A 26,057-nucleotide genomic window follows, 5' to 3' on the forward strand; every position below is an offset into this window, starting at 1 on the left:
TCAGTCCACCAGAGCCGGACGAGGGGACCCGGCACGGCCAAGCTCGGCGATCACGGTCTCGCCCGCAACCATCGTCTGTCCGACCGCGACCAGCGGCGCCACACCCGGTGGCAGGTAGACATCAAGCCGCGAACCAAAGCGGATCAATCCGAAGCGCTCACCCGTTCTGAGGGTCTGGCCCTGCTTGGTCCAACACAGGATACGCCGCGCCACCAGGCCGGCGATCTGCACCACCGCAAGCTGCCGCCCGTCGGCCAGCTCAAGGCAGAGCCCGTTGCGTTCGTTGTCCGCGCTAGCCTTGTCGAGCGAGGCGTTGAAGAACTTGCCGGGCCGGTAGGCTACTGCCAACACGCGCCCCGCCACGGGGGCACGGTTCACGTGGCAATTGAAGACTGACATGAAGACGCTAACACGTGTTAGGGCCACCGGCTCCATTCCGAGCTCTGCAGGGGGAATCGCCGGCTCGATGAGCGAGACCACGCCATCTGCAGGACTGACGATCAGCCCCTCTCCTTGCGGAACGGCACGGCGTGGATCGCGGAAGAAGTAGTAACACCAGACCGTCAGCCCCAAGCCAAGCCAACCGAGCGGCTCCCAGACAAGGAAGAGGACAAGCGTGACAAGGGCGAAGACCGTCAGGAACCGGTAGCCCTCCGGGTGCATCGGCTTGAGAAAGGTGCCCCACATTGTCATGCGTCTGTGTTCCTGTTCCCCATCCCGATCCGGCGCCCATAGCAGTGCAAGGAAGGAGGGTCAAACAAACGCGACACTTTTTCGCTCTTCTGCGACGTCGTCGATGGAGGTGCTGGCGCAAACGGTGCGAGAGGGACAAACGGCCGGTGACTCTTCAAGCGCCCGGCAGGGGAGCTGACATAACGGCTAAAACAAACGTAGCTCCCGTGTGAACAGCACCTTGCGGATCATGTTCACTCATCGATGCCGGCCAGGGTGGAATTGGCTGATGAACAGTTCTTTCAGCTTCGTGTGGGTTAGCCGGCGTCTGGTGAAGCCGGCGTCTGGGTTTGATCAGCCAACCCGCTTGGTAAGTCTTCTTGAGGGTCTTTGTGCGAGAGACCAACCGGCATCCCGATCCCATTTCGTCCAGCGCAATATGATATACTCGGCGTGAACCCAAAGGAGCGGCTATCATGGGTGATCGAGGACGATGCCAACTCGTCCGGCCAAGCGGTGGCTATGGCGGCAAGCAGGGATTCAGCTATATCGAGGGGATATCAGCCGAGAGTGTCGGTGCGACAGGCATCTGCATGCACCTTCTCACCATCCCGCCGGGTGGCCGTGCGAGGGCGCATATGCATGACGCGCATGAAACCGCGATCTATGTTCTGAGCGGGGTGTCGGAGATGTGGCACGGAGATCGACTTCAGCATCACATACGTGTGGAGGCAGGGGACATGCTCTACATCCCTGCGGGTGAGCCGCATCTGCCCCTCAATCCGGGTCCGGAGCCCGTGATGGCGGTGATCGCGCGGACGGACCCGAACGAGCAGGAAAGCGTAACCCTTCTGCCGTGGCTTGAAGGGCCTATCCCGCGCTAGCGGCGCAGGGTCAGGCAGCACCGAGGGTCGACGAAGACCCCTCAGAAATCCATACCCAGATCCATGACGGGAACCGAATGGGTCAGGGCCCCGACGGAGATATAGTCGACCCCGGTGGCCGCCACCTCCGCGATGCGCTCAAGGCGCATGTTGCCCGAGGCTTCCAGAGCCACGCAGCCCTGAGCCATGCCCACCGCCTCGCGCAGAGTGTCCGTGTCCATGTTGTCCAGCAGGACCACGTCGGCACCGCCTTCATCCAGCACCTCGGCCAACTGATCCAGCCGGTCCACCTCGATCTCGACCCGGATCATGTGCGAGGCGCGTGCCTTAACGGCCTGCAACACGGCACGGATGCCGCCGCCTGCCGCGATGTGATTGTCCTTGATCAGGATCGCGTCTGAGAGCGAGACGCGGTGGTTGAAGCCCCCGCCGTGCAGCACCGCCTGCTTTTCCACCAGCCGCAGGCCAGGCGTGGTCTTGCGCGTGCAGGTGATGCGCGCCGCGGTGCCGCGCGTCTCGGCCACGAAGGCGGCGGTGATGGTGGCGATGCCCGACAGGCGGCCCGCAAAGTTCAGCGCCACGCGCTCGGCCGACAGGATGGCGGCGGCATCGCCTCATCCGGGCCAGGATGTCGCCGGGGCCGAAGGCGCTGCCGTCAGGGACCAGGACCTGAAGCCGCAGCGACGGGTCGATCAGGCGAAACGTCAGGGCTGCCATTTGCATCCCTGAAGCGGTGCCTCCCTCGCGGGCTCGGATGGCGCCATCAACCCGGGTGCCTGAGGGGATCACCGTGCGAGTGGTGATATCACCATGGCTATTAAAGTCCTCGATCAGGGCGGCGCGGACCAGGGGTTCCAGGATCAGGTCGGGCTTGGCCTGGTATAGCCCGGTGAGGAAGATGCACTCCGCCTCGCCCACCCAGTCCGCGGTGACAGAGCCCTTGGCAAGCTCCTCACCGATGGCGCTCTCGATCAGGGCGCGCGGCACCTCGAGAAGCTTCTCGGCAAGGACTGTCAGCTCGGCCCGCGGCAGCCCGCAATGGCCGTCCCCCATGGCTTCGCTCAAGGCGAATGACACGCCCGCGCGAACCCCGATGCTGGCAGTCTTCTCGACGCCGAACTTGCCGGCGATCAGGTCTGCGGTGCGAAAGCCGACGCCGCGAATGTCGCGGGCCAACCGACACGGGTTCTCGCTCATCATCTGCACGGCGTCGGTGCCGTAGGCCTTGAAGATGCGCACCGCCCGCGCGGTGCCCACGCCATGTGCGTGGAGAAACACCATGATCTCACGGATGACCCTCTGGTCCGACCAGCCGGCAGTGATCTTGGCCGCACGGCTCGGACCGATGCCACCCACCTCGCGCAGGCGCTCAGGGGTGGCTTCGATGATCTCGAAGACGTCGGTGCCGAAGGCTTTCACCAGACGCCGCGCACAAACTGGTCCGATGCCGCGGATCATGCCGGAGCCGAGATACTTCTCGATGCCTCGATGGTCGAGGGCGCGGAGGTCTTCAGGAAACGCGCCTTGAACTGCAGGCTATGCGTACGGTCGTTGAGCCAGAGCCCAGAGGCCGTGATCCATTCGCCGGGCGAGATCATCGCGGCATGGCCGATCACGGTGACCAGGTCGCGGTGTCCGCGGGCATTGACCCGCAGAACGCAGAAGCTGCTCTCGGGGCTGTGGAAGGTCACGCGCTCGACCAGGCCCGCCAGCACTTCCGTCGGGCTATGAGCCTCTTGAGCCATCACCGACCGCCCACACTCCTTGCCCAACCACAGGGAAAGGCTCCCTGACCTGAGCTTACGCGACCCGCGGCGCGCTCTGCCCTTGTCGCAGAAATGCAGGATTGGCCTAACCCCAATCCTTCAGCGGCATTGGCTGTGTGCCGGTGGAATATGCCGCCGTGTGATTGCTGCCCCGCAGCAATCACACGGCATCCATTGTGCAAGTGCAGCATTAGCGCCATCTTGAGCTCATTGAACAAGTGTAAGGCCGATCCGGGCCAAGCGCAGACGCAAGAGACGATGCGAGGGAGTATACCATGGCTGACATCGCCCACACTCATTACGCCGCTGCCCCGCTGGGCTTGGCCGGCCCGTCTAGTGGCTGCGATCCAGCATGCGCAGGAAGAACGTGCCTGCCGCGCGATCTACCGCCAGACTGCGCGTGACCTGAATTCCCTGACTGAACGCGATCTGGCCGATCTGGGGATCAGCCGCGCGATGATCACCCGCCTGTCCCGTGACGCGACCTGGAGCGTGAAGTCAGCATAACGCTTCTGCCTCGTCCTTCGGGACAGGAGTTTGCGGCATTCTTCTGCCAGAGGATCCCGCCCTATATAGCCGCTCCATCCTGCGGCACGTGATGCGACGGACCTCTCCTCCTCCCTTGGCCTTGCCGCACCTATACGCGGCCCCTCCCTCCTCTCTGGGCCAGCGTTCCGCGGCAGCGCCCTTCCTTCTCCCTGGGCGTCGCCGCTTTTTCATGCAGCACATTTTGGTCTGAAGGTGGCTTTCTCCCCCTGGAGGGACCTCGCAATGGGCCTTTATAGGGGTGACCTTTACTGGGATTTCATAAAGACGAAGGGAAGTATTTCCTTTAGGACCGCGCCGCACAGCTGCCCACAATCGAACACAGGCAGAGCAGCACCGCAGCAACATCATTTTCCCAAGGTGGCCAAGATGGTCCGACACCTTGCTTCGATCGGCTCGCTAACAAGATCAATCAGACCGTGTGCGCCTGCGGGCATTGCCGCAACCTCCTGGACAGTTGCGTTCAGTTCCTGGCATATCCGCTGGGCCAAGTGCTCGATCCGGGCCAGTGCGCGGCGCGGCGCGAGGCCACAGGCTTCTGCTTCGCGCGCCCAGTGCCGCCCTTCGATATAATCGCCCACGCGCTTTCCGCCGACGTCAAGCGCCAGATTGCGCGTAATGTTCGGCCAGACCGTGGCACACATCACGTCATAAAGGGGTGCAAGGCGCACCCCGTTGGCACTCAGGATCAGAGAATGGTTTTTCAGATGCGCGTCGGTGTTGCAGCACAGGATGTTGAACACCAGCATGTCCCAGAGCGTCATAACGTCCACGCCGCCCCCCACCTCTCGCAATCGGTCCATCAACCGCGAGAAGCTGCCCTTCGGACCGAGATGCTGTGAATGCTGATACTTGGCCCCTGGCGGCAGTCCGAGCGCCTGACAGAAATCCTCCTGGTGCAGACGACGAAGCAACGCGCCCTGCCGCTGTCTGTCGTATCTTTCCACCAGAAGATACTGGCGATCTCCTGCCCGCCCCGGGTGGCTTTTGCCGCGGGCAGCCCCACACGACCCGCAAGTGTCAGGCAAAAGGCCTCATTGTGAACGCTCCCCCAAAGACGACCGGGGCTGTCCGGCTTCAGAATGTGGCTCGATGGCGCGCCGTCGATGGGAATGCCGATCCGCCCGTCACCCAGCACCCGCACGGACAGTTTGGCCTGGACCCCCGCCAGAGACATCGAGACGCCCTCCTCGCCGACGAGGAAAGGCTTTGCTGGCAACTCGTTCAGGATCTTCTCGAGGTCCGCTTCGGATTCGATCGGAACAACAGTGTCTGCGGCCGTGCCGCGCAGCGAGAATGACAGGGCACCCGAGGTGTCGCGGCCAACGCGCTCAAGAAGCGCCAGGACATCCGTATGGGAAACGTCCAGAATGCGCGCCATCATCCGCAGGGCGTCCGCGTCCTCAGGCAGAAGATTGATCAACCACGGCGCCACGACATTCCAGTCGAAGGTCTTGTCCAACAGCGGCACAGTCGTTGAGATGGCGAATGCACCAGGAAGGCTCAGCCATTCCGAGGCATACCGGAAAAGGGGTGCCGGGTCAGCATTCGTGTCGATTGATCCGACCAGATATCGTTCAAAGAAGATGTCCATGATCAGTTACGCCGGCGGCAGAGGCGAGAAAATCACATTACGGCGCTCTTCGAAAAGAGAAGAGATGTTCAACCCCAAGGCCTCGGCTGCAGCGAGCGCTGCGCCTAAATAACTGGTCCCCTTGCCTCGTTCGAGCTCACTGATGAACCGTCTGTTGGTGCCGATCATGGAGGCTAAATCATTCTGCGTATAGCCAAGCACCTTGCGGCGGCTTCGCAAGCCTTCACCAAACTGTCGCGCGAGGCGCCGCTCTGCGGAGGACAAGTCCATGACCAGCATTACCTTTTGTTACCGATCAGTATCATTTATAATCGCCCCAAAGAATTGATACTGATCGGTATCATAACCACATACACGACGAAAAGATACATTCCAGTATCTTTTGCACTCGATCATCAAAGGTATGCTTCTTGTCGATGCTTTGTTTCATTCGCAGCCTCAATCAATGACCATCCTTTCAGGATAGAATCGCTTTGACTTCAACTCCTCTAAGAGGATCTGGTTTGCGTTCATGATCCGCCGTTCCATGTTACGAACTGCTTCGAAGAATAATAGCGTGGCCTGCAAACAGGAGGAACAAAGCCACAGCCAGTCTTTGGCAGAACATGTTCCATAATGATTGCTATTGATATTTTTGTTATAGCGCGGTGGATTCACAAACGAAGTGCAAATTCCTTATGCTTGCAGGTATTTGCATCAAGGGTGGCGAACAGCTTACTTAATTGGCTGAACCGAAGCCGTCGCTTCCTGCAAGTCAGACGTGCAGGAAGCGGGTCTTCACGTCGGGCGTGGCGATCAGTTCAGGCGTCGTGCCTGTCCAGACCACGCGGCCCTTCTCGATCACCACGTGGCGGTCGGCGAAGCGGGCGAGCGCGTCGACGTTCTTGTCGATGATCAGGATCGCCTCGCCCTCGTCCTTTAGGTGGCGCAGGCAGGACCAGATCTCCTCGCGGATCAAGGGTGCAAGGCCCTCAGTTGCCTCGTCCAGGACGATCAGCGCGGGATTAGTCATCAGCGCCCGGCCCACCGCGAGCATCTGCTGTTCGCCGCCCGACAATTGATCGCCCATGTTGCGGCGGCGTTCCATGAGCCGAGGGAACAGGGCATAAACCTTGTCCAGCGTCCATTTGGCCTTGCCGCGCGTGCGGGCGGTGGCGATCAGGTTTTCCTCGACTGTCAGGGGGGTAAAGATCTGCCGGCCTTCCGGCACCAAGCCCAGACCGGCGCGGGCGACCAGATGGGGCGCCGCCGCCGTCAGGTCACGCCCGTTGATGCTGACGCGCCCGCCGCGCGGACGCAGAAGCCCGAAGATCGACCGCACGGTGGTTGTCTTGCCCATGCCGTTGCGGCCCAGAAGCGTCACCACCTCGCCGCGTGCGACCGACAGGTCGATCCCAAACAGCACCCGGCTGTCGCCATAGGATGCCTGCAATCCTTCGACGGTCAGCATCAGGCCGCCTCCTCTCCCAGATAGGCTGCGCGGACCTTGGCATCCGCGCGCACGTCGGACGGGGTGCCGCTGGCAACGATCTGGCCATAGACCAGCACCGAGACCATGTCCGCCAAGGCGAAGACCGCATCCATGTCATGCTCGATCAGCACCATCGTCACGCGGTTCTTCAGGCGCCCGAACATTTCGACCAGATGGGCGGCTTCCTCGTGGCCCGTGCCTGCCAGCGGCTCGTCCAGAAGCAGCAGCCGGGGCCGCGTGGCAAGCGCCACGGCCAGTTCCAGCTGGCGCTTCTCACCATGGCTCAGCGATCCGGCTAGCCTGCGGCTGCGGTCCGCAAGTCCGACATCGGCCAGACAGGCCATGGCCTGATCGTTCAGCGCCTGCTCGGACGCGGCGGGGCGAAGGAAACGGAACGACGACCCATTTCGCGCCTGGACGGCAAGCGCTACGTTTTCCAGCACGCTGAAGCTGGGCAGCAGCGTGGTCAGCTGGAACGACCGTGCCAGCCCCAGGCGGACGCGGCCGGCCATGTCCAGCCGGGTGATGTCGTGCCCCGCATAGACCACCCGCCCGCTGTCGGGCCGAAGCTGCCCCGACAGTTGCGAGATCAGCGTGGTCTTTCCCGCGCCGTTGGGTCCGATGATGGCGTGAAGCTGGCCTTCGTGGACATCCAGCGATACGTCCTGCGTGACCCTCAGCGCGCCATAGGACTTGCTCAGGTCCTGCACGCTCAGCAGCGGCTCGGTCATTTCTCATCCCTTGTCAGGTTGAGACGGCGCAGCAGGCCCGACAGCCCGCCGGGCGAGAACAGCGCCACCGCCACAAGGATCAGGCCGAAGCCCAGGCGCCAGTGTTCGGAAAAGCGCGCAAGCCCCTCTTCCAAAGCGATGGTAAGAAGCGCGCCGCCCATTGCGCCGGTCAGGCTGCCCACGCCGCCCAGGACCAGCATCACGATCATCTCGCCCGAGCGGTGCCAGCTCATGTAGGCCGGCGAGACATAGATCGCCTGGTTGGCCAGCAGGACGCCGGCGATGGAGCAGATGCAGCCGCCGATGACATAGGCGGTCAGCTGATAAGGGAAGGGACGAAAACCGATGGCCTGCATCCGCAGGGCACTTTCGCGGGTGCCGGTCAGCACGCGGCCAAAGCGCGACAGCGTCAGCCGGTAAAGCCCGGCAAAGACCAGGACCAGCAGCACCAGCGTGGTGTAGAACATGCCCTGCGTCCCCTGCAGCACGGGCATTCCCAGGATCGTCGAGCGGGCGGTCAGCGCCACCCCGTCGTCACCGCCCAGGGCCGAGAAGGACACGAAGAAGAAGAACGCCATCTGCCCGAAGGCCAATGTGATCATGATGAAGTAAACGCCGCGCGTCCGCAGGCTGATCGCGCCCGTGACGGTGGCGAAGATTGCCGATGCGGCGATGCCGGCCAGCAGTTGCAGGACCAGGTCGTTCACGCCTGCCCGCGACAGGATCGCCACGGCATAGGCGCCAAAGCCCAGATAGGCGGCATGGCCGAAAGACACCATCGCCCCATAGCCGAGGATCAGATCCAGCGACAGCGCGGCGATGGCGAAGACCATCATGCGGGTCGCGACAACAATCAGGAAGGGTTCGTCCAGGAAATGGGCGACCGGCGGGACGACGGCCAAGACGGCGAAGATGCACAGGGCCAGCTTCAGGCGTCCGGCAAGTCTGGGGCGGGAGGGCGCGAGGGTCTGGCTCATGTCTGTCATCGCGCCACGGTCCGCCCGAAGAGACCGGCGGGACGCCAGAACAGCACCGCCGCCATCAGGATATAGACCAGCATCGGTGCAATGGTTCGGCCTGCCTGCGCGGCTGCGGCCGGGTCCATCATGGACTTGAGGATGATGGGCCCGAACATCCGGCCCAGCGTGTCGACGATGCCGACCAGAAGCGCCGCGCAGAAGGCGCCCTTGACCGAGCCCACGCCGCCGATCACGATCACCACGAAGGTCAGGATCAGGATGCTGTCGCCCATGCCGGGATCGACCGACAGGATCGGCGACACGATTGCCCCGGCAAATCCCGCCAGCATGGCGCCGACCGCAAAGACCAGCATGAACAACCGGTTGATGTCAGTTCCAAGCGCGGAAACCATCGACCGGTTCGCCGCCCCTGCCCTTAGCAGCATCCCGACACGGGTGCGGGCGATCACGAACCAGAGGCCCAGGGCGACCGCGAGGCCCAAACCGATCACGGCCAGCCGATAGATCGGATAACGCATCGCACCCGCCAGCGGGATCGAACCCGACAGCATCTCAGGCATGGCAACGGACAACGGAGCCGAACCCCACAGGATGCGGACCAACTCGGACAACACCAGCACAAGGCCAAATGTCGCCAGCACCTGGTCCAGATGGGACCGGTCGTAAAGCCTTCGGAAGACCAGCAGTTCCAGCACAAGTCCGACCGCCAGCGTCAGCGACAGCACCATCGCCAGCGACAGCCAGAAGTTGCCTGTCGTGCCCATCATCATGGCCATGACATAGCCGCCCACCATGTACAGCACGCCATGCGCCAGATTGATGAAGTCCATGATGCCGAAGACCAGCGTCAGGCCGGCAGCCACAAGAAACAGCAGGATCCCGAACTGGGCGCCGTTCAGAAGCTGCAGAAGGAAGAGATTGAACATCGCGCGTCCTGTGTTCACATTCAGGGACGGCCCGGCCCCACCGGGACCGGCTGATCGGCACCATCGCCCGTCGGCGGCGTCACTTCATCGGGCATTCGCCGACATAGCTGTCGGCTGCTGCGGTAAAGACCTTCTCGACGATGGAAGTGCGGTAGTTGCCCTCGTCATCCTTGATGGCCTTGGTCAGGTAGAAGTCCTGGATCGGAAAGTTGTTCGTCGAGAACGCGAACTCCCCGCGCAAGCTGGGGAAATCGGCCGCCTTCAGCGCAGCGCGCAAAGCGTCGCGGTCCTCGGTTCCGGCAGCCTTGACCGCGCTGTCGATCAGCATCAGCGCATCATGACCACCCACTGCATAGAGGGAGGGGACGCGGCCGTAGTCCTGCTTGAAGCTGGCGACAAACTCGGCATTGCCGGGGGTGTCCAGGTCCGGTGCCCAGTTCGACCCGGTCAGCATGTCCAGTGCCGCGTCCTGTTCGGCGGGCAAGGTGGTTTCATCCACTGTGAAGGCCGACATCAGCGGGATCGAGGATAGGCCCGCCTGCCCCCACTGCTTGACAAGGTTCACGCCCATGCCGCCCGGCATGAAGGCATAGACGGCGGCCGGCTGGGACGCGGCGATCTGCGCCAGTTCAGCCGAGAAATCCAGCTGGCCCAGCGGCACGAACAGCTCGCCCGCGACCTCGCCCTTGTAGACGGCCTTGAAGCCGTTCAGGCTGTCTTGGCCCGCCTGGTAGTTTGGCGCCAGCAAATAGACATTGGCGATGCCCTGCTTGTTCATGTGCTCGGCCAGAACCTGCGGCATCTGGTCGTTTTGGTAGGAGACGACGAAGATGTCGGGGTTGCAGTCCTTGCCCGCAAAGTTCGACGGCCCAGCGTTCGGCGACACCAAAATTGCGCCGCCTTGCGTCACTGGCGCCGCGATGGCCGTCATGATGTTGGAGAAAATTGGCCCGATGACGAAATCGGCGCCTTGTCCCTCGACCAGATCGCGCGCCTTCTGCGCGGCCACGTCGGGCTTGCCCTCGTCGTCAATGACGATGATCTCGGCATCGCGACCGCCAACCTTGCCGCCCAATGCCTTTTCGGCAAGCAGCACGCCGTCACGGGCATGTTCGCCCAATACGGCAGGAGGACCGGACAACGTGACCAGCACGCCGATCTTGAGGGGGTCTTCAGCGAAGGCAACCGATGCAGCGGACAGCATCAGCGCGGAAGACAGGGCCATGAGGCGCATCAGGCAAGCTCCTGTTGGGTGTTTTATCGTTTATTGTTGAAAACAATTTCATACATGAAGCTTCCAGAATGCAAGAAAAATATTTCGCCGGATGGAGATTGATGAACCTGAAGGTATCGATCCCGGTATCATTAGATACCGGGCTAGGTCAGGGCATCACTGAACCTGTGCGGGTCCTTCTACTCTACCCTTGAAGCAATCAGCGACGGCCATGCTCTCTTGCGGCTTGCGAAGGCAAGATGCCAAACCGCTGCCGATAGTCTGATGAGAACTGGCCCATGTGACCAAAGCCGCACCGCATCGCCAGGCCTGTCAGGCCGTCGCTGCCGATCCGTCCGGCCTCGATCTCTGCGCGGGCGCGATCAAGACGCAGCGCCTTGAGAGCCATCAGCGGAGTCGTTGCGCGATGACTGCGGAAGGCGCGATAAAGGCTGCGGGTGCTGGTTCCCGCCGCCTCGGCGATAAGCGCGGGGGTCAGTTCCATGTCCAGATGGACTGCCATGAAATGTTCGGCCCTGCGAAGGATGTCGGGACAGGGATCAGCGCCCGGCAGGGACAAACCGGCACATCCTGCGTCCAGGGCGGTGCCGATCACGGTAATCAGCGCCTGCTCCATCGCGGCCTCGACGCCTCGATCAGCCTGCCCTTCTGCCTGCTGCATCTCGATCTCGGCCAGGAGATAGTCAAGCAAGCGCAGCATCCGTGCAGATGCAGCGGAGGACAGGGCCACCGACGGACGGTCCCGGGCAACGCGCGTGAAAAGCGCAGCCCCGCCCATGGCGTCCAGTTGCTGCTGCCTCAGGTCGACGATCAACATGCGTGTGCCGGGTTGGAAATCCAGCAGGACCGACGAGTCCGGCGCCACGACATGTGCCGCCCTGCCCCGGACGAAATGATGCGTTGCGCCCCGTCCGTCGGTGGCGGCAAAGCCGCCGCGCAAGGGGATCTGCAGCAGGGAAATTCCCTTTTCCCCCGAGACGCGAACCTGCGCGGGACCGCCCAATGAGACCGAGGTCAAGCCGACGCAGTCCAGCTTGCCATGCAGGATCTCGGTCCTGTAGCGGGTGCGGCCCCGGCCCTGGACGCGGCAGGGCCGCAGGAGGCCGGACATCGTGGCTTCGAATTCATCCAGCGAATCGGACCGACGCCAGAACTGCCGTTGCCGCATGATCCCTCCCCTGACCAAGCCGCATTCCATTCGACCCGCAGGTGCGCTGCAATGCAAGCACCGTCGGCGGCCGCCGATACTTTAGTTCTAAAATTTATTGAGAGTGGACAAAATTTTCTTCTCTGGCGCCACACCGATGTTCTGGCGCTGTGGTGATATCGCGGCATGGCCAAGGCCCTTTCACTGGCGGCAAGCCGGGACAAAGCCGGCACTGCAACAGGAGGGAGCCACATGAAGGCAATGATTGCGGGCGCCGGGATCGGCGGCCTGGCCACGGCGCTGATGCTGCACGCACGGGGCATCGACTGTCGGCTTTACGAGGCGGCACCCGCGATCAGGGAACTGGGCGTCGGGATCAACGTCCTTCCCCATGCAATCCGCGAACTGGCCGAACTTGGCCTGTTGCCGACCCTAGACCGTATCGCCATCCGCACCAGCGACCTGTTCTACATGAACCGCCAGGGCCAAGAAATCTGGCGCGAGGCTCGCGGTGTCGATGCGGGCCATGATGTACCCCAGTTTTCGATCCACCGGGGTCGCTTGCAGTCGATGCTGCACGATGCGGTTCTGGATCGACTTGGTCCGCAGGCGATCCTGACGGGCAAGCGGGCCATGGCGTTTTCGCAGGATGGTGACCACGTCACGCTTGCTTTCGAAGATGGGGACGCGGTCCAGGGCGATCTGCTGATTGGTGCCGACGGGGTTCATTCGCGGATCCGCGCCCAGATCCATCCCTCCGAACCCGGCCTGAAATGGAACGGCGTCATGATGTGGCGCGGCGCCACCGAATGGCCCGCCTTTGCGGATGGTCGCACGATGATCGTGGCGGGGGGGTTCGTCTACAAGCTGGTCCTTTATCCGATCGCGGCAGGCAGCACGCCGGGCACGGTCCTGATCAACTGGGTCATCTGCTATCGTGCAGCGCAGGACGGCGCCCGCCCCCCTGCGCGCGAGGACTGGAACCGCCGGGGCAGTCTGGAAGAACTGCTGCCCCATGTGCGCGCCTTCGATACCGACGTGATCGACCTTGAAGGCCTGGTGACGGCGACGCCCGAATTCTTCGAATATCCCATGTGCGACCGCGACCCCCTGCCCTGCTGGTCTGACGGGCGCGTGACCCTGCTGGGGGATGCGGCGCACCCGATGTATCCGGTGGGCTCGAACGGGGCCAGCCAGGCGATCCTGGACGCGCGCGCACTGGCGGACCTGCTGGTGCAGGGCGGCGATGTCCCTTCGGCCCTTGCAGCCTACGAGGCAAGCCGTCTTCCGGCCACGGCCCAAGTCGTGGCGCTGAACCGCAAGGGCGGCCCCGAAGGGGTAATCGACGAGGTCGAGCGGCGCGCGCCTGACGGTTTTGCCGACCTTGATGCCGTTATCACGCCCGAGGAACGCCACATGATCGTGCGCGGCTATGCCGCGACCGCCGGATTTTCGCAGGACCAGACGCGCCTGCGTCGGGCCTGAACCATACCCCAAGAAGGAGAAGCAAGATGGAACTGATGACAGCGGGCGTGACCACGCGCGAGGCATCCGTGGACGACGTGACCTGGCACATCCTGGGCCAGACCTATGTGCCCAAGCACCGCAGCGAAAGCTCGATGTCCTGGCACGCGACCTTTCCGCACGGCACCTTCGTGCCCCATCATGTTCACACGACACAGGACGAATTTATCTATGTCCTGACCGGCGAACTGGAACTGGAACTGGACGGCGGCGCCCCGGTCAAGGCCGGACCGGGCGATCTGGTGCGGATGCCCCAGGACGTGCCGCACGGCATCTTCAACCGGTCGATCAAGGACGCGACCTGCTTGTTCTGGGTCTCGCCCACCGCGAACCTGTGGGACCTGTTCGTGGCCCTCGACAACGTGCCCGACCCCGCCGAGGTCGTCCGCCTTGCTGCGTTGCACCAGGTCGATTTCCTGCCGCCTCCCGCTTCGTAAATCACCAAGACCAACAGGGATGACAACAATGAAGAAGAAAATCGCCCTCGGCGCGGCTCTGGCCTTGGCCACTGCCCTACCGCTGCATGCCGCAAGCACCGACGGCAAGGTCCGCATCGGCCTGCTTTATACGCTGTCCGGCCCCTCGGCGATCCTTGGGGAACAGTCGCGCGACGGTTTCCTGATGACCGCCGAAAAGCTGGGCAACAGCTTCGGCGGTCTGGAGGCCGAGATCATCGTCATCGACGATGAGCAGAAGCCCGACGTGGCCGTCACGCGCGCGCGCGAGATGGTGGAACGGGACGAGGTGGACTTCGTCGTCGGGCCGATCTTTTCCAACGTGCTGTATGCGATCCTGCAGCCGGTGACGCAGGGCGGCGCGATCCTGGTGTCGACCAATGCCGGCACCTCGACCCTTGCGGGAGGGGAATGCAACCCCGATATGTTCGTGACCTCGTATCAGAACGACCAGATCCACGAGGTGTCGGGCAAGTACGCCCAGGATCAAGGGTACGGCAATGTCGTGCTGATCACGCCCAACTATCAGGCCGGCAAGGACGCGATGACCGGGTTCAAGCACAGCTATTCCGGCAATGTCGCCTCGGAAATGTTCGTGCCGCTGGGGCAATTGGACTTTTCGGCCGAACTGGCCCAAATCGCCGCGTTCCAGCCGGATGCGGTTTATGCCTTCATGCCGGGCGGCATGGGCGTGAACTTCGTCAAGCAATACCGTCAGGCCGGGCTTGAGACGATCCCCTTCCTTTCGGCTTTCACGGTGGACGAATCCACGCTGCCCGCACAGGGTGCCGACGCGCTGGATTTCCTTGCAGGCTCCAACTGGGCGCCGGATTTGGACACGCCCGCGACCGCCGAGTTCACCAAAGCCTTCATCGCCAAGTACGACCGCGTTCCCGCCACATTCGCGATGCAGGCCTATGATGCGGCGATGTTGATAGACAGCGCCCTGCGCATCACCGGGGGCAAGCTGGATGACCGCGAGGCGCTGCGCGCGGCAATGAAGCAGGCGGACTTCACGTCGTTGCGGGGGGATTTCCGCTTTGGGGACAACCATTTCCCGATCCAGGATTTCTACCTGACCCAGGTGGTTCAGCGCGAGGACGGCCGCTTTGCCACCTCGATCGTCCAGCCGATCTTCGAGGATTATCAGGACAACTTCGCGTCTTCCTGCCAGATGTAAGGATGTGCCGCGGCGCATTTGCGCCGCGGTTCCCGCCCCTGCCTGGCTCAATGACCGACGTAACTGGGATGGTGGCACCGGGCCGGGTTCCCTACCGACGGACCTTGTGCCGGATGTCCAGCATGATCGAGATGCCGCGTGCGGCGTCTGCCTCGGTCACCTCGTCGAAAAGCTCGTTGATCCAGTCCCGGTGCCGCGCCGTTACCTCGCGCATCAGTTGAGCGCCGGTTTCAGTGATGCGGATCCGAAAGGCCCGACGGTCGGTTTCCATCGTCTCGCGCTCGGCCATTCCATCGGCGACCAGACGATCCACGATCCCGGTCACATTGCCGTTCGACACCATGAGTTGCTGCGACAGTTCCGTCATGCGCAACCCGTCCGGCGCCGCCAGAAGGGCAGCCAGCACGTCGAAGCGCGGCAGGGTCATGTCGTATCCCTGACGCAGTCGTTCGCGCAGGTCGCTTTCAACATAGCGCACAGCCTTCAGTATCTGCAGCCAAAGCCGCAGGCGCTGACGCACCGCATCACTTGGCGCATGGAGAGGGCCTGCTATTTCCTTCGAGTCCATCTGCTTGCCTTTCGATCGGTGCGCGTATCCCGGATTGCAGAGACATTCGGTGATCTGCGCCCTGTCCATCAGCCTTCCGCAGAAAATACCGTATAACCCTGATAAAATTTTACATCCATAATGATCATGGTGTGCTGCTTCCCAGTCGAAGGGCGTGACATTATCCTGAAGATCAGTGTCAGAACGACCAACTACCTTGCCGTGTCAGGTGATGATCTTGCCCCGACAGCTGAGACTTGCTTTGACCATGAAATATTTCGATCAGACAAGACCCAAGACCTCTCCTTGGGAACTAGACCTGGCCACGGACTTTTGAAAGTCCGCGCGGCCATTCTGCCAGAATCACCGACCCTAGAGTTCGGTGCGCACGCGCCACAGTTCGGGGAACAGCTCCACCTCGAGCATCCGCTTGAGATAATTGATCCCCGCCGTGCCGCCAGTGCCGCGCTTGAAGCCGATCACCCGTTCGACCGTGGTGACATGGTTGAAGCGCCAGCGGCGGAAGTAGTCCTCGAAATCGACCAGCTTCTCGGCCATCTCATAGGCTTCCCAGTAACGCGAGGGATCGCGGTAGACGGCGGCCCACACTGCCATGACGTCCTCGTTCATGGTCCAGCCCTGGCGCAGGTCGCGTTCCAGCACCGCGGCCGGGACCGGCAGGCCCAGCCGCGCCAGCCGCCGCAGCACCTCGTCGTAAAGCGAGGGCCGGGCCAGTTCGGCCTCCAGCTTCTCCAGCAGGTCCGGGCGATGCTCGTGCGGCTTCAGCATCGCAAGGTTGCGGTTGCCGACAGCATATTCGATCAGCCGGTACTGCCAGGACTGGAAGCCCGAGGATTGGCCCAGGTCGTCGCGGAACCGCGTGTATTCCGAAGGTGTCATGGTCCGCAGCACGTCCCAGGCGGAATTAAGCTGTTCGAAGATGCGCGCCACGCGCGCCAGCATCTTCAGCGCCTCGGCGGTGTTGTCTTCCGCGATCATGCGCCGTGCAGCCTCAACCTCGTAGAGCGCGAGCTTCATCCACAATTCCGAGGTCTGGTGCTGGATGATGAACAGCATCTCGTCGTGGGCCTTGGACAGCGGCTTTTGCGCCGTCAGGATATGGTCGATCTGCAGATAGTCGCCATAGGACATGCGCTGCCGGAAATCGGTCTGGGCGCCGTCTTTGGAAGGATCATAGGTCATTCTGGCTTCCCTTGTTGCTGAAACGAACAGGCAGACGGAAAGATGAACCTATCGGTCCAAGACCAGGACCTGCCCGACCCGCTTCCAGATCGTGATCCACCCCTTTGGCCGGCAGACATAACAGGGCCGGCCTCGGGATTGCTGGGCGATACCAGACCGTGGCGGGGGATGCGCGTCATGTCACCAGTCCCGCTGCTTGAACGTAGTCCCGGCACCGAACGCGCCCTTTGGTGAGGACACGGGACGAGTTGCATGAAGGTCGTAGCGGCGGCCAGTGTCAGCGTGAAACATGGGGACGTCCCTGGAGTTGATGAAGGGGCAGCCGACAGTCTCAATCCGTCAGCAATTCCGTCACGATAGGGGATTTCGGGTCTTTCAGCCCATCAAGGATCGAGAAGTGATTGTGGCCGGGTTCCTCGACCAGTTTCGTGTGGGCCAGTCCATCCCAAATCGCGGCCATCACCCGGGACTGGCGCCGGAACTCGGGCCTTTCATCTGCGCCCACCCAGCAGGTCAGCCGGGCTGCTTCCATCGGGCGCAGCAGCGCCGGGCTTTCCGCCTCGGCCTCGGCATCGGTCAGGCGCAGGGCCTCATTCATGGCCGTCCGTTGCAGCAGGCGCAGGTCATGCAATCCGCTGACCGAGACGGTCTTTTCCAGTCGTGCCTGCACGTCAGGCGCAAGCGGGCCGTTCCGGCACAGCATCCGACACGCCAGATGCCCGCCTGCCGAATGCCCGATCAGCCGGATCGGACCCTCGACAAGCGCGGCAGCCTTGCCGATGGCGCCGCCGATCTCCTGAGTGATCTCGGATATCCGCGCCTGAGGCGCAAGCGTGTACCCGGCTAGGGCGACGGTCCAGCCATTCGCGCAGGCGCCTTGGGCCAAGTCGGTCCAGTCGGATTTTGCGCATCTGATCCAGAAGCCGCCATGGACGAAAACCACCTGGCCCTTGCTGGGGCCATCGGGCCGAACCAGATCCAGCTTCTGGCGGGGCAAGGGTCCGTAAGGGATGTCCTCCTCGACCATGACCTTCCGTCGATAGTCCGCCGCCCATGCCGCCCAGATTGCGGGAAGCTTTTCCGAGCCCGGAATATGGGCGGAACTGGCGAATTCGTCGTTCCAGTCGCGCATCAGTTTGCCTTGGTCCCAACGGCCCGCAACTGGAACCTCTGGATCTTGCCGGTCGCGGTCTTGGGCAAGGCATCTGTAAAGATCACGCTGCGGGGATACTTGAAGGGGGCAATGACGGCCTTCACATGGTCCTGAAGGAGCTTGACCATCCGCGTGTCGCCGGTCTGCCCAGCGGCTAGGACCACATGCGCCTGAACGATCTGGCCCCGTTCGTCGTCCGGTGCTCCGATGACGGCGCATTCCTGCACGGCCGGGTGGGACAGCAGCGCGGCCTCGACCTCGGGTCCGGCGATGTTATAGCCCGCCGACAGGATGATGTCGTCCGTACGGGCGGCGAAATGGAAATACCCGTCCTCGTCCTGGCGGAACGCGTCGCCGGTCAGGTTCCAGCCATCCCGGACATAGGCGCGCTGCTTTCCGGGATCCGCCAGATAGCGGCAGCCGGTCGGACCGCGCACCGCTAGGCGCCCCACCTCTCCGCGTGGAACTTCCTGCATGTCGTCGCCGACAATCATCGCCTCATAGCCGGAAACCGGCTTGCCCGTGCAGCCCGGCTGGTGGTCGTTGAAGCGATTGGTGATGAAGATATGCAGCATCTCGGTTGCGCCGATTCCGTCCAGCATCGGCTTGCCGGTCTTTTCCTGCCATTCCTCATAGATCGGCGCAGGCAGGGTCTCGCCGGCGCTGACCGCCGCGCGCAGGCTGGACAGATCGGCCCCCTGATCCATCGCCCGCAGCATCACCCGATAGGCAGTCGGCGCGGTGAAGCAGACGGTGGCCCTGTGTTCCTGGATCATCTCGATCATGTTCGGAGGGCTTGCCTGTTCCAGAAGCACGGCAGAGGCCCCGAACCGCAGCGGAAAGACCGCAAGCCCGCCCAGGCCGAAGGTGAAGGCCAGGGGCGGACTGCCGATGAACACGTCGTCGGGCGTGACGTTCAGGACCTCCTTCGCATAACTGTCCGCAATGATCAGCAGATCGCGGTGGAAATGCATGGTTGCCTTGGCCTCGCCGGTCGAACCCGAGGTAAAGCCAAGCAGCGCCACGTCGTCGCGCCCGGTCCGCACGGCATCCAAGCGCACGGGCTTCTTCAGGGCGGCACGGTCAAGTTCGGCGTCATGGTTGGCAGTCCCGTCAAAGCCGATCACGGTCTTCAGGAAGGCGCTGTCCTTCTGACAGGCCACCAAGTCGTCCATCAGCCGCGTGTCGCACAGCGCATGGCTGACCTGGGCCTTGTCCACGAACTTGGTCAGCTCGCCCGCGCGCAGCATCGGCATGGTATTGACCACCACGGCGCCCGCCTTGGTCGCCGCCAGCCAGCAGGCCACCATCGCCGGATTGTTGGCCGATCGGATCAGCACCCGGTTCCCCGGCCTGACGCCGTAATCCTCGATCAGGACATGGGCGATGCGGTTGGTCCAGTCGCTCAGCTCCTTGTAGGTGCGGCTGCGGCCGTTTCCGATCAGCGCGATATGGTCCCCGAACCCCTTTTCGACCATGCGGTCCGTCAGTTCGACCGCCGCATTCAGGTATTCCGGGTATTCGAAGCCGTCCAGGTTCAGGTCGGGACAGGCCTTGGGCGGGGGCAGGTTGTCGCGCGTGAACGTGTCTTCATGCGCCGAAGGTCCAAGCGGCGGGTTGCCGGTCATCTACAATCTCCCAGTTGGGCGGGGCGGCATCTTGGCGTGCGCTGACCCGCGGTTCGCCTGTCCTGTCAGGCAGGAATCACGGCGGTTGCCTCGATCTCGACCTTGGCGCGGTCCTCGACCAGGGCCACTACCTGCACCAGGGCCATGGCGGGATAATGGCGGCCCATCACGTCCTTGTAGGCCTGCCCGATCTGCTTCAGCGCGGACAGGTATTCCTGCTTGTCGGTGACATACCAGGTCAGCCGCACCAGATGTTCGGGACGCGCCCCGGCCTCGGCCAGGATGGCGACGATGGATTGCAGGGCGATGCGGACCTGTTCGCCGAAATCGTCAGTTTCGAATTCCTGCTGGTCGTTCCAGCCGATGACCCCGCCGGTGAACACCATCCGCCCGGTCGCCGCGATCCCGTTTGAATAGCCTGGCGTTGCTTTCCATGACTTCGGATGCAAGACCTCATGCAGCATCGCTCGTCTCCTTGAACTGCTTCATTTTCATGCGGATCACGTCGGGCCAGGGCGCAGCGCGGCCATCGCGGCCCACCCAGACCAGGGTGGATGTGCATTGCAGCCTGTCCTGCCCGCCCGCGCCGACGCGCTGCACCAGCCGGACGCTGGAACGTCCCACCTCCTCGATCTCCAGCACGAAATCCAGAATGTCCCCCAGCCTAGAGGGGGCGCGGAAGGTCGCGTCGATATGGGCGGTAGGAACGGCGCAGTGTTCCTCGACATGGATGCGGGCGAAAGGATAGGCCAGCACGTCAGCGAAGAAATTCTCGATCGTGGAATTCAGCATCTCGAAATAACGGGGATAGAAGACGATCCCCGCTGGGTCGCAATGGTTGAATTCGACTGGGACGCGGCGGCGATAGCTCATTCCAGCACGCTCCGGGCGATGACCACGCGCTGAACGTCGCTGGCCCCTTCGTAGATGCGTAGGGCGCGGATGTCGCGGTAAAGGCTTTCCACCGGGCATCCCTTGCGCACGCCGTCGCCGCCGTGCAGTTGCAGGGCGGCATCGATCACCTCCTGAGCGGACTCGGTGGCGTAAAGCTTGGCCATCGCCGCCTCGCGGGTGATGCGCGGCGCCCCCATGTCCTTGGCCCAGGCGGCGCGGTAAACCAGAAGCGCGGCCGCATCCACCTTCAGCGCCATGTCGGCAACGTGGCCCTGAACCATCTGCAGACCGGCAAGGGGCTGGTCCTGGATCCGGCGGCTTTTTACGCGCGCCAAGGCCTCGTCCAAGGCGCGCCGCGCCATGCCAAGCGCCGCCGCGCCGACGGTTGGGCGGAACACGTCGAGCACGGACATGGCCAGCTTGAACCCCTCGCCTGCCTTGCCGATCAGGGCGCTGTCGGGCAGGAACACGCGGTCCAGGTTCAGCCGGGCCAGCGGATGGGGCGCGATGACCTCGATCCGCTCGGCGATGGACAGGCCCGGGCTGTCCGCAGGCATCAGGAAGGCCGACAGCCCCCGCGCGCCCGGCGCCTCTCCCGTGCGGGCGAAGATGACATAAAGGTCGGCAATGCCTCCGTTCGAGATATAGGTCTTCTCGCCCGTCAGCCGCCAGCCGCCATCCACCCGTTCGGCCATCGTCGCGGTATTGGCGACATCTGACCCCGAATCCGGTTCGGTCAGGGCAAAGGCGGAAATCGCACGGCCCGCCCGGGTCTTTTCCAGCCATTCGCGCTGATCGGGGGTGCCGAACAGCGACACGGCGCCCATTCCCAGACCCTGCATGGCAAAGGCAAAATCCGCCAAGGCGTCGTGACGCGCCAAGGTTTCGCGGATCAGGCACAGGCTGCGCACGTCCAGACGCTCGCCCTCGGCTGCACCGGAATGGCGCAAGAAGCCCGCGGAGCCCAGTGCCGCCACCAGACCCCGGCAGGCAGCATCCACGTCGCCGTGATCGACTGGAAGATGACCCGCGCACCATTCCTCCAGCGCCGCTGATAGGTCGCGGTGCCGGGCTTCGAAAAACGGCCAGTCCAGAAAGCTGCGATCCGCCATCCTATTCCATCCTTTCCTGGCGCCGGGCATCACGCCCGCGCTGTCAGTCCCCGGCGAAGACCGGCTTTTCCTTGGCGACAAAAGCGTGATAGGCCCGCTCGAAATCGCGGGTCTGCATGCAGATCGCCTGCGCCTGCGCCTCGGCCTCGATGGCCTGTTCCAGCCCCATGTTCCATTCCTGGTTCAACTGGGTCTTGGTGATCCCATGCGCAAAGACCGGGCCGTCAGCAATGCGCCGGGCCAGCTTCAGCGCCTCGGCTTCCAGCGCCCTGGCGTCGTGCAGCGCATTCCAGAACCCCCAGGCCGCGCCCTCTTCAGCGCCCATCACCCGGCCGGTGTACAGCAGTTCCGCCGCCCGTCCCTGGCCGATGATGCGCGGCAGCATGGCACAGGCGCCCATGTCGCAGCCGGCCAAGCCGACACGAGTGAACAGAAAGGCGCATTTCGCGTCCGGCGTGGCCAGCCGCAGGTCCGATGCCATCGCGATGATCGCCCCGGCCCCCACGGCAATCCCCTCGACCGCCGCAATGATCGGCTTGCCGCAGCCGATCATCGCCTTGACCAGGTCGCCGGTCATGCGGGTGAAGGCCAGAAGATCCTTCATATCCATGCCGACCAGCGGGCCGATGATGTCATGCACATCCCCGCCCGAGCAGAAGTTTCCGCCGTTCGAGGCGAAGATCACCACGTCCACGTCGGTGGCATAGGCAAGCGCGCGAAAGGTATCGCGCAATTCGGCATAGCTTTCGAAGGTCAGCGGATTCTTGCGGTCCGGGCGGTCCAGCCGGATGGTGGCGATGCGGTCCTCGACCTTCCAAAGGAAATGCTGGGGGGTCAGGCCCGAAAGTCGGGTTCTGGTCAGTTCGCTCATTCTTGCTCTGCCCTTTTCAAGATGTCGGTCATCACATCGACGTCCTTGTCGTCCAGTCGCGCGAAGATCCGCGCCACCTCGGCCTCGTGGCCCGCGGCCAGGCTTTCAAACGCCGCCACGCCTGCGGGCGTCAGGGCTACGAAGACGGTCCGGCGATCGGTCTCAGACGGGATGCGCCGCGCAAGCCCGTCCTTTTCCAGCCTGTCTACCACCACCGTCGCATTCCCGTTGGACACCAACAGCATCCGCGACAGATCGCTCATCGTCATGGTCTCGCGGCGGCGATACAGCGCGGCCATCACATCAAAGCGCGGCAGCGTGGTGTCATGGGTCACGCGCAGATATTCGCGCAGTTCGTTTTCGGCCCGGCGCGTTACGCCCAGAAGCCGGATCCAAAGCTTCAGCCGGCGCTTGGACCCCTCGGTCATGTCTCGCCACCCGCGATGGCGATGGCCTGGCCGTTGATGCCCTCGGATCCGGGCGCACACAGCCACAGCGCGGCGGCGGTGACTTCGGCGGGTTGGATCAGGCGCTTCTGGGGGTTGGATGCAGTCAGGGCGGCCCGCGCCTCCTCGGGGGTTTTCCCAGTCTTGGCAACGATGGTGGCGACAGAACGGTCGGTCATGTCGGTGTCCAGAAAGCCGGGACAAAGCGCGTTCACCGTCAGCGGCTTTCTTGCGATCTCCAACGCAAGGCTGCGCACCAGACCCACAACGCCATGCTTGGCTGCCGCATAGGGTGCCACATAGCCATAGCCCTTCAGCCCAGCGGTCGAGGCAACGGCGATCAGCCGCCCCCAGCCCGGCATCTGCGCCAGCCCCTCTCGGAAGGTCAGAAAGGTGCCGGTCAGGTTCACCGCCAGCATCGCGTTCCACTGGTCCAGCGTGGTGCGGCCGAACGGCGCGCTGTCCGCGGCACCGGCATTGGCGATCACGATGTCACAGGGACCGGCCTGTGCGAACAGCGCCGTAACGCTGGCTTCATCGGTCACATCCGCCGTCAGGGCTCGCGCGCCGGTGCGTTCGGCCACCGCTTCCAGGGGCATGGGCCGCCTGCCGCAGATTACCACCTCGGCCCCGGCACCGGCAAAGCCCGCTGCAAGCTCGGCGCCGACGCCGGTGCCGCCGCCGGTGATCAGGACGCGCTTGCCCGAAAGTGTCATGCCCGGATCGCCTCCTGCTGACGCTCGCGCAGGCGATACAGCAGGTCGCGTCCGCCCTTGTAGGGCGCGGGCCATTCCACGCCCTGCTCATCCTGCTCGACAGCGGCGTGCAGCGTCCAGTAGGGGTCGGCCAGGTGCATCCGCGCCAGGCAGACCAGATCGGCACGACCCGCCATCAGGATGCCGTTCACCTGGTCAAAGTCGCTGATATTGCCGACCGTCATCGTCGCCAGCCCCCCTTCGTTGCGGATACGGTCGCTGAAAGGAGTCTGGAACATCCGGCCATAGACCGGTTTTTCCGCCGGATCGGTCTGGCCCGAGGACACGTCGATGATGTCGGCCCCGGCTTCTGCGAACATCTTCGCAATTGCGACGGCCTCCTCGGGGTCCACGCCGCCGTCGATCCAGTCATTGGCCGAAATGCGCACCGCCATCGGCTTGTCCTCGCGCCAAGCGGCGCGCATGGCCCGGAACACCTCGAGCGGATAGCGCATCCGGTTCTCCAGGCTGCCGCCGTATTCGTCCGTGCGCCGGTTGGTCACGGGCGAGATGAAGGTCGCCAGCAGATAGCCGTGGGCCGCGTGCATCTCGACCATGTCGGCTCCCGCACGGGCTGCCATTTCAGTCGAGGCGACGAACTGATCGCGCACCATGTCCATGTCGGCGCGGTCCATTTCCCTGGGCGCCGCGCTGCCGGGCTTGTAGGGCAAGGAGCTTGCCGCCATCAGATCCCAGTTCCCCTCGCGCAGGGGCGCGTCGATGCCGCCGACCCACGGCACGCAGGTCGATCCTTTCCGCCCCGAATGACCGATCTGGATGCAGAGCTTGCACGAGGTTTCCGCGTGGATGAAATCTGCCAGCCGCTTCCAAGCCGCCTCGTGTTCCGGCGCATAAAGGCCGGGACAGCCGGGCGTGATGCGGCCTTCCGCTGAAACGCAGGTCATCTCGGTATAGATCATCGCCGCGCCGCCCTTGGCGCGTTCGGCGTAATGGATCAGGTGCCAGTCGGTTGGGCATCCGTCCACCGCCTTGTATTGCGCCATCGGCGACATGACGATGCGGTTCTTCAACTCCATGTTGCGCAAGCGGAACGGCGCGAACATTGGGCGGCTGCCGGGCTTGCCACCTGCGCGGGTCTGGAACCACTCCTCGGCCCCTGCCAGCCATTGGGGATCGCGCAGGCGCAGGTTCTCGTGGCTGATGCGCTGCGAACGGGTCAGCAGCGAATAGGCGAACTGCACCGGGTCCAGATGCAGATAGCGCTCGACCTGCTCGAACCATTCCAGGCTGTTGCGGGCCGCCGATTGCAGGCGCAGCACCTCGACACGGCGCTCTTCCTGATAACGCTGGAAGGCAGCTTGCATGTCCGATTCGGAATGCAGGTATTCGGCAAGCGCGATCGCGCTGTCAAAGGCCAGCCGCGTCCCGGAGCCGATCGAGAAATGTCCTGTCGCCGCCGCATCGCCCATCAGCACGACGTTCTCATGATACCAGTTTTCGCAGATCACCCGCGGAAACTGCATCCAGACCGCCGAGCCGCGCAAATGCGCCGCATTCGACATCAGGTCGTGGCCGCCCAGATGACGCTCGAAAATCCTGCGGCAGGTCTCGACGGTCTCCTCCTTCGTCATGTCGGGGAAGCCCAGCTTTTCCCATGTCTCGGGCAGGGTCTCGACGATGAAGGTCGCGGTGTTGTCGTCGAACTGATAAACATGCGCCCAGACCCAGCCATGTTCCGTCCGCTCGAAGATGAAAGTGAAAGCGTCGTCAAACTTCTGATGGGTGCCCAGCCAGACGAACTTGCAGCGGCGAGTGTCGATGTCGGGCTGGAAGATCTCGGCATATTCCTTGCGCACCATCGAATTGATGCCGTCGCAGCCAACCACGAGGTCATAGTCCTTGCGGTATTCCTCGACGGACCGGAACTCGCTCTCGAACTGCAGGTCCACCCCAAGGTCGCGGGCGCGCTGCTGCAGAAGGATCAGCATCTGCTTGCGCCCGACCCCGGCGAAGCCATGTCCACCGGAAACGGTGCGCACGCCATCATGGATCACGGCGATGTCGTCCCAGTAGGCGAACTGGCTGCGGATCGCCTCGGTGCTGACGGGATCGTTCTTCTGCATCCGGCCCAGTGCGTCGTCGGACAGGACCACGCCCCAGCCGAAGGTGTCATTGGCCTTGTTGCGCTCCAGCACGGTGACTTGGTGCGATGGGTCGCGCAGCTTCATCGAGATGGCGAAATACAGTCCCGCCGGCCCACCGCCCATGCACAAGATCTTCATCGCTCGGCTCCCCCCGATAATTTTCAGAAGGCTGCCACCAAACCATTTTTACTTCAAGCTTCAAATTTTAAGCTTGAAGGATCTTTCGGCTCTGC

Annotated in this window: 27 protein-coding genes and 2 pseudogenes; 5 read left to right on the forward strand and 24 right to left on the reverse strand. The window is 63.3% G+C overall.

Annotation, left to right across the window (positions count from 1 at the left end):
* Positions 1 to 693 (reverse strand): phosphatidylserine decarboxylase, encoded by a 693-nt coding sequence (locus Q5701_RS17065; RefSeq protein ID WP_306752184.1) that lies wholly within the window; start codon positions 691 to 693, stop codon positions 1 to 3.
* Between the two features lie 455 nt (positions 694 to 1,148).
* On the opposite strand from Q5701_RS17065, the gene Q5701_RS17070 reads away from it, so the two are divergent.
* A complete protein-coding gene (locus Q5701_RS17070) occupies positions 1,149 to 1,556 on the forward strand; it encodes a cupin domain-containing protein (RefSeq protein ID WP_306752185.1) in 408 nt (135 codons plus the stop codon).
* 41 nt (positions 1,557 to 1,597) lie between these two features.
* Here the strand turns inward: Q5701_RS17070 and nadC are convergent.
* From nadC to Q5701_RS17085, 3 genes and pseudogenes are all read right to left on the reverse strand, one after another.
* Positions 1,598 to 2,456 (reverse strand): annotated as a pseudogene (gene nadC / locus Q5701_RS17075) (carboxylating nicotinate-nucleotide diphosphorylase).
* Between the two features lie 195 nt (positions 2,457 to 2,651).
* Positions 2,652 to 3,014, reverse strand: a pseudogene (locus tag Q5701_RS17080) (helix-hairpin-helix domain-containing protein); the annotation flags it as partial.
* Positions 3,011 to 3,301 (reverse strand): YrrC family ATP-dependent DNA helicase, encoded by a 291-nt coding sequence (locus tag Q5701_RS17085; RefSeq protein ID WP_306752186.1) that lies wholly within the window; start codon positions 3,299 to 3,301, stop codon positions 3,011 to 3,013. The gene Q5701_RS17085 and the pseudogene Q5701_RS17080, both read right to left, overlap by 4 nt.
* A 357-nt stretch (positions 3,302 to 3,658) precedes the next feature.
* On the opposite strand from Q5701_RS17085, the gene Q5701_RS17090 reads away from it, so the two are divergent.
* The gene (locus tag Q5701_RS17090) at positions 3,659 to 3,829 is read left to right on the forward strand and encodes a YjiS-like domain-containing protein (protein ID WP_306752187.1); all 171 of its coding nucleotides are present in this window, start codon (positions 3,659 to 3,661) and stop codon (positions 3,827 to 3,829) included.
* A 386-nt stretch (positions 3,830 to 4,215) separates the two neighbouring features.
* Here the strand turns inward: Q5701_RS17090 and Q5701_RS17095 are convergent, their stop codons facing one another.
* The 9 genes from Q5701_RS17095 to Q5701_RS17135 form a co-directional block, all read right to left on the reverse strand.
* On the reverse strand, positions 4,216 to 4,782 hold the full coding sequence (locus Q5701_RS17095) for a HipA domain-containing protein (protein WP_306752188.1): 567 nt from the start codon (positions 4,780 to 4,782) through the stop codon (positions 4,216 to 4,218).
* Positions 4,671 to 5,462, reverse strand: coding sequence for a HipA N-terminal domain-containing protein (locus Q5701_RS17100; protein ID WP_306752189.1), 792 nt, complete (start codon positions 5,460 to 5,462; stop codon positions 4,671 to 4,673). Before Q5701_RS17100 ends, Q5701_RS17095 begins: the two co-directional genes overlap by 112 nt.
* A gap of 6 nt (positions 5,463 to 5,468) precedes the next feature.
* Positions 5,469 to 5,741 carry a helix-turn-helix domain-containing protein gene (locus Q5701_RS17105; RefSeq protein WP_306752190.1) on the reverse strand — a complete coding sequence of 91 codons (273 nt, stop codon included), beginning with the start codon at positions 5,739 to 5,741 and terminating at the stop codon, positions 5,469 to 5,471.
* Between the two features lie 475 nt (positions 5,742 to 6,216).
* The gene (locus tag Q5701_RS17110; protein ID WP_306752191.1) at positions 6,217 to 6,912 is read right to left on the reverse strand and encodes an ABC transporter ATP-binding protein; all 696 of its coding nucleotides are present in this window, start codon (positions 6,910 to 6,912) and stop codon (positions 6,217 to 6,219) included.
* Positions 6,912 to 7,664 (reverse strand): ABC transporter ATP-binding protein, encoded by a 753-nt coding sequence (locus Q5701_RS17115; protein WP_306752192.1) that lies wholly within the window; start codon positions 7,662 to 7,664, stop codon positions 6,912 to 6,914. Before Q5701_RS17115 ends, Q5701_RS17110 begins: the two co-directional genes overlap by 1 nt.
* On the reverse strand, positions 7,661 to 8,641 hold the full coding sequence (locus Q5701_RS17120) for a branched-chain amino acid ABC transporter permease (RefSeq protein WP_306752193.1): 981 nt from the start codon (positions 8,639 to 8,641) through the stop codon (positions 7,661 to 7,663). Before Q5701_RS17120 ends, Q5701_RS17115 begins: the two co-directional genes overlap by 4 nt.
* A 5-nt stretch (positions 8,642 to 8,646) precedes the next feature.
* Positions 8,647 to 9,570: a branched-chain amino acid ABC transporter permease gene (locus tag Q5701_RS17125; protein ID WP_306752194.1), complete on the reverse strand. Its 924-nt coding sequence runs from the start codon at positions 9,568 to 9,570 to the stop codon at positions 8,647 to 8,649.
* 79 nt (positions 9,571 to 9,649) lie between these two features.
* Positions 9,650 to 10,795 (reverse strand): ABC transporter substrate-binding protein, encoded by a 1,146-nt coding sequence (locus Q5701_RS17130; protein WP_306752195.1) that lies wholly within the window; start codon positions 10,793 to 10,795, stop codon positions 9,650 to 9,652.
* A gap of 208 nt (positions 10,796 to 11,003) precedes the next feature.
* On the reverse strand, positions 11,004 to 11,972 hold the full coding sequence (locus Q5701_RS17135; protein ID WP_306752196.1) for an AraC family transcriptional regulator: 969 nt from the start codon (positions 11,970 to 11,972) through the stop codon (positions 11,004 to 11,006).
* A gap of 231 nt (positions 11,973 to 12,203) precedes the next feature.
* Between Q5701_RS17135 and Q5701_RS17140 the strand changes: the two genes are divergently transcribed.
* Genes Q5701_RS17140 through Q5701_RS17150 form a run of 3 tightly spaced genes read left to right on the forward strand, consistent with a single transcriptional unit; the run spans position 12,204 to position 15,110 of the window.
* Positions 12,204 to 13,436 carry a flavin-dependent oxidoreductase gene (locus tag Q5701_RS17140; protein ID WP_306752197.1) on the forward strand — a complete coding sequence of 411 codons (1,233 nt, stop codon included), beginning with the start codon at positions 12,204 to 12,206 and terminating at the stop codon, positions 13,434 to 13,436.
* A 26-nt stretch (positions 13,437 to 13,462) separates the two neighbouring features.
* On the forward strand, positions 13,463 to 13,912 hold the full coding sequence (locus Q5701_RS17145) for a cupin domain-containing protein (RefSeq protein WP_306752198.1): 450 nt from the start codon (positions 13,463 to 13,465) through the stop codon (positions 13,910 to 13,912).
* Between the two features lie 28 nt (positions 13,913 to 13,940).
* Positions 13,941 to 15,110: an ABC transporter substrate-binding protein gene (locus tag Q5701_RS17150; protein ID WP_306752199.1), complete on the forward strand. Its 1,170-nt coding sequence runs from the start codon at positions 13,941 to 13,943 to the stop codon at positions 15,108 to 15,110.
* Positions 15,111 to 15,201: 91 nt separating this feature from the next.
* Here Q5701_RS17150 and Q5701_RS17155 read toward each other — a convergent pair whose 3' ends face one another.
* The 11 genes from Q5701_RS17155 to Q5701_RS17205 form a co-directional block, all read right to left on the reverse strand.
* Positions 15,202 to 15,588: a MarR family winged helix-turn-helix transcriptional regulator gene (locus Q5701_RS17155; RefSeq protein WP_306752200.1), complete on the reverse strand. Its 387-nt coding sequence runs from the start codon at positions 15,586 to 15,588 to the stop codon at positions 15,202 to 15,204.
* A 441-nt stretch (positions 15,589 to 16,029) separates the two neighbouring features.
* Positions 16,030 to 16,860: a tryptophan 2,3-dioxygenase gene (gene kynA, locus Q5701_RS17160; RefSeq protein ID WP_306752201.1), complete on the reverse strand. Its 831-nt coding sequence runs from the start codon at positions 16,858 to 16,860 to the stop codon at positions 16,030 to 16,032.
* A 331-nt stretch (positions 16,861 to 17,191) separates the two neighbouring features.
* Positions 17,192 to 17,992, reverse strand: coding sequence for a hormone-sensitive lipase (locus Q5701_RS17165; RefSeq protein WP_306752202.1), 801 nt, complete (start codon positions 17,990 to 17,992; stop codon positions 17,192 to 17,194).
* Entirely contained in the window at positions 17,992 to 19,641 is a 1,650-nt protein-coding gene (locus Q5701_RS17170) for an AMP-binding protein (protein ID WP_306752203.1), read from the reverse strand. The genes Q5701_RS17165 and Q5701_RS17170 overlap by 1 nt, the downstream gene beginning before the upstream one ends.
* Positions 19,642 to 19,706: 65 nt before the next feature.
* Positions 19,707 to 20,105, reverse strand: coding sequence for a RidA family protein (locus tag Q5701_RS17175; RefSeq protein WP_306752204.1), 399 nt, complete (start codon positions 20,103 to 20,105; stop codon positions 19,707 to 19,709).
* A complete protein-coding gene (locus tag Q5701_RS17180; RefSeq protein WP_306752205.1) occupies positions 20,095 to 20,514 on the reverse strand; it encodes an acyl-CoA thioesterase in 420 nt (139 codons plus the stop codon). The genes Q5701_RS17175 and Q5701_RS17180 overlap by 11 nt, the downstream gene beginning before the upstream one ends.
* Positions 20,511 to 21,647: an acyl-CoA dehydrogenase family protein gene (locus tag Q5701_RS17185; protein ID WP_306752206.1), complete on the reverse strand. Its 1,137-nt coding sequence runs from the start codon at positions 21,645 to 21,647 to the stop codon at positions 20,511 to 20,513. Before Q5701_RS17185 ends, Q5701_RS17180 begins: the two co-directional genes overlap by 4 nt.
* A gap of 43 nt (positions 21,648 to 21,690) precedes the next feature.
* The gene (locus Q5701_RS17190) at positions 21,691 to 22,518 is read right to left on the reverse strand and encodes an enoyl-CoA hydratase family protein (RefSeq protein ID WP_306752207.1); all 828 of its coding nucleotides are present in this window, start codon (positions 22,516 to 22,518) and stop codon (positions 21,691 to 21,693) included.
* On the reverse strand, positions 22,515 to 22,946 hold the full coding sequence (locus Q5701_RS17195; RefSeq protein ID WP_306752208.1) for a MarR family winged helix-turn-helix transcriptional regulator: 432 nt from the start codon (positions 22,944 to 22,946) through the stop codon (positions 22,515 to 22,517). The genes Q5701_RS17190 and Q5701_RS17195 overlap by 4 nt, the downstream gene beginning before the upstream one ends.
* Positions 22,943 to 23,680: an SDR family NAD(P)-dependent oxidoreductase gene (locus Q5701_RS17200; protein WP_306752209.1), complete on the reverse strand. Its 738-nt coding sequence runs from the start codon at positions 23,678 to 23,680 to the stop codon at positions 22,943 to 22,945. The genes Q5701_RS17195 and Q5701_RS17200 overlap by 4 nt, the downstream gene beginning before the upstream one ends.
* A complete protein-coding gene (locus Q5701_RS17205) occupies positions 23,677 to 25,962 on the reverse strand; it encodes a bifunctional salicylyl-CoA 5-hydroxylase/oxidoreductase (RefSeq protein ID WP_306752210.1) in 2,286 nt (761 codons plus the stop codon). The genes Q5701_RS17200 and Q5701_RS17205 overlap by 4 nt, the downstream gene beginning before the upstream one ends.
* Positions 25,963 to 26,057 lie beyond the last annotated feature (95 nt).

The sequence above is a fragment of the Paracoccus actinidiae genome (assembly GCF_030863885.1).
In the GTDB taxonomy this organism is placed as follows: Bacteria; Pseudomonadota; Alphaproteobacteria; order Rhodobacterales; family Rhodobacteraceae; genus Paracoccus; species Paracoccus everestensis.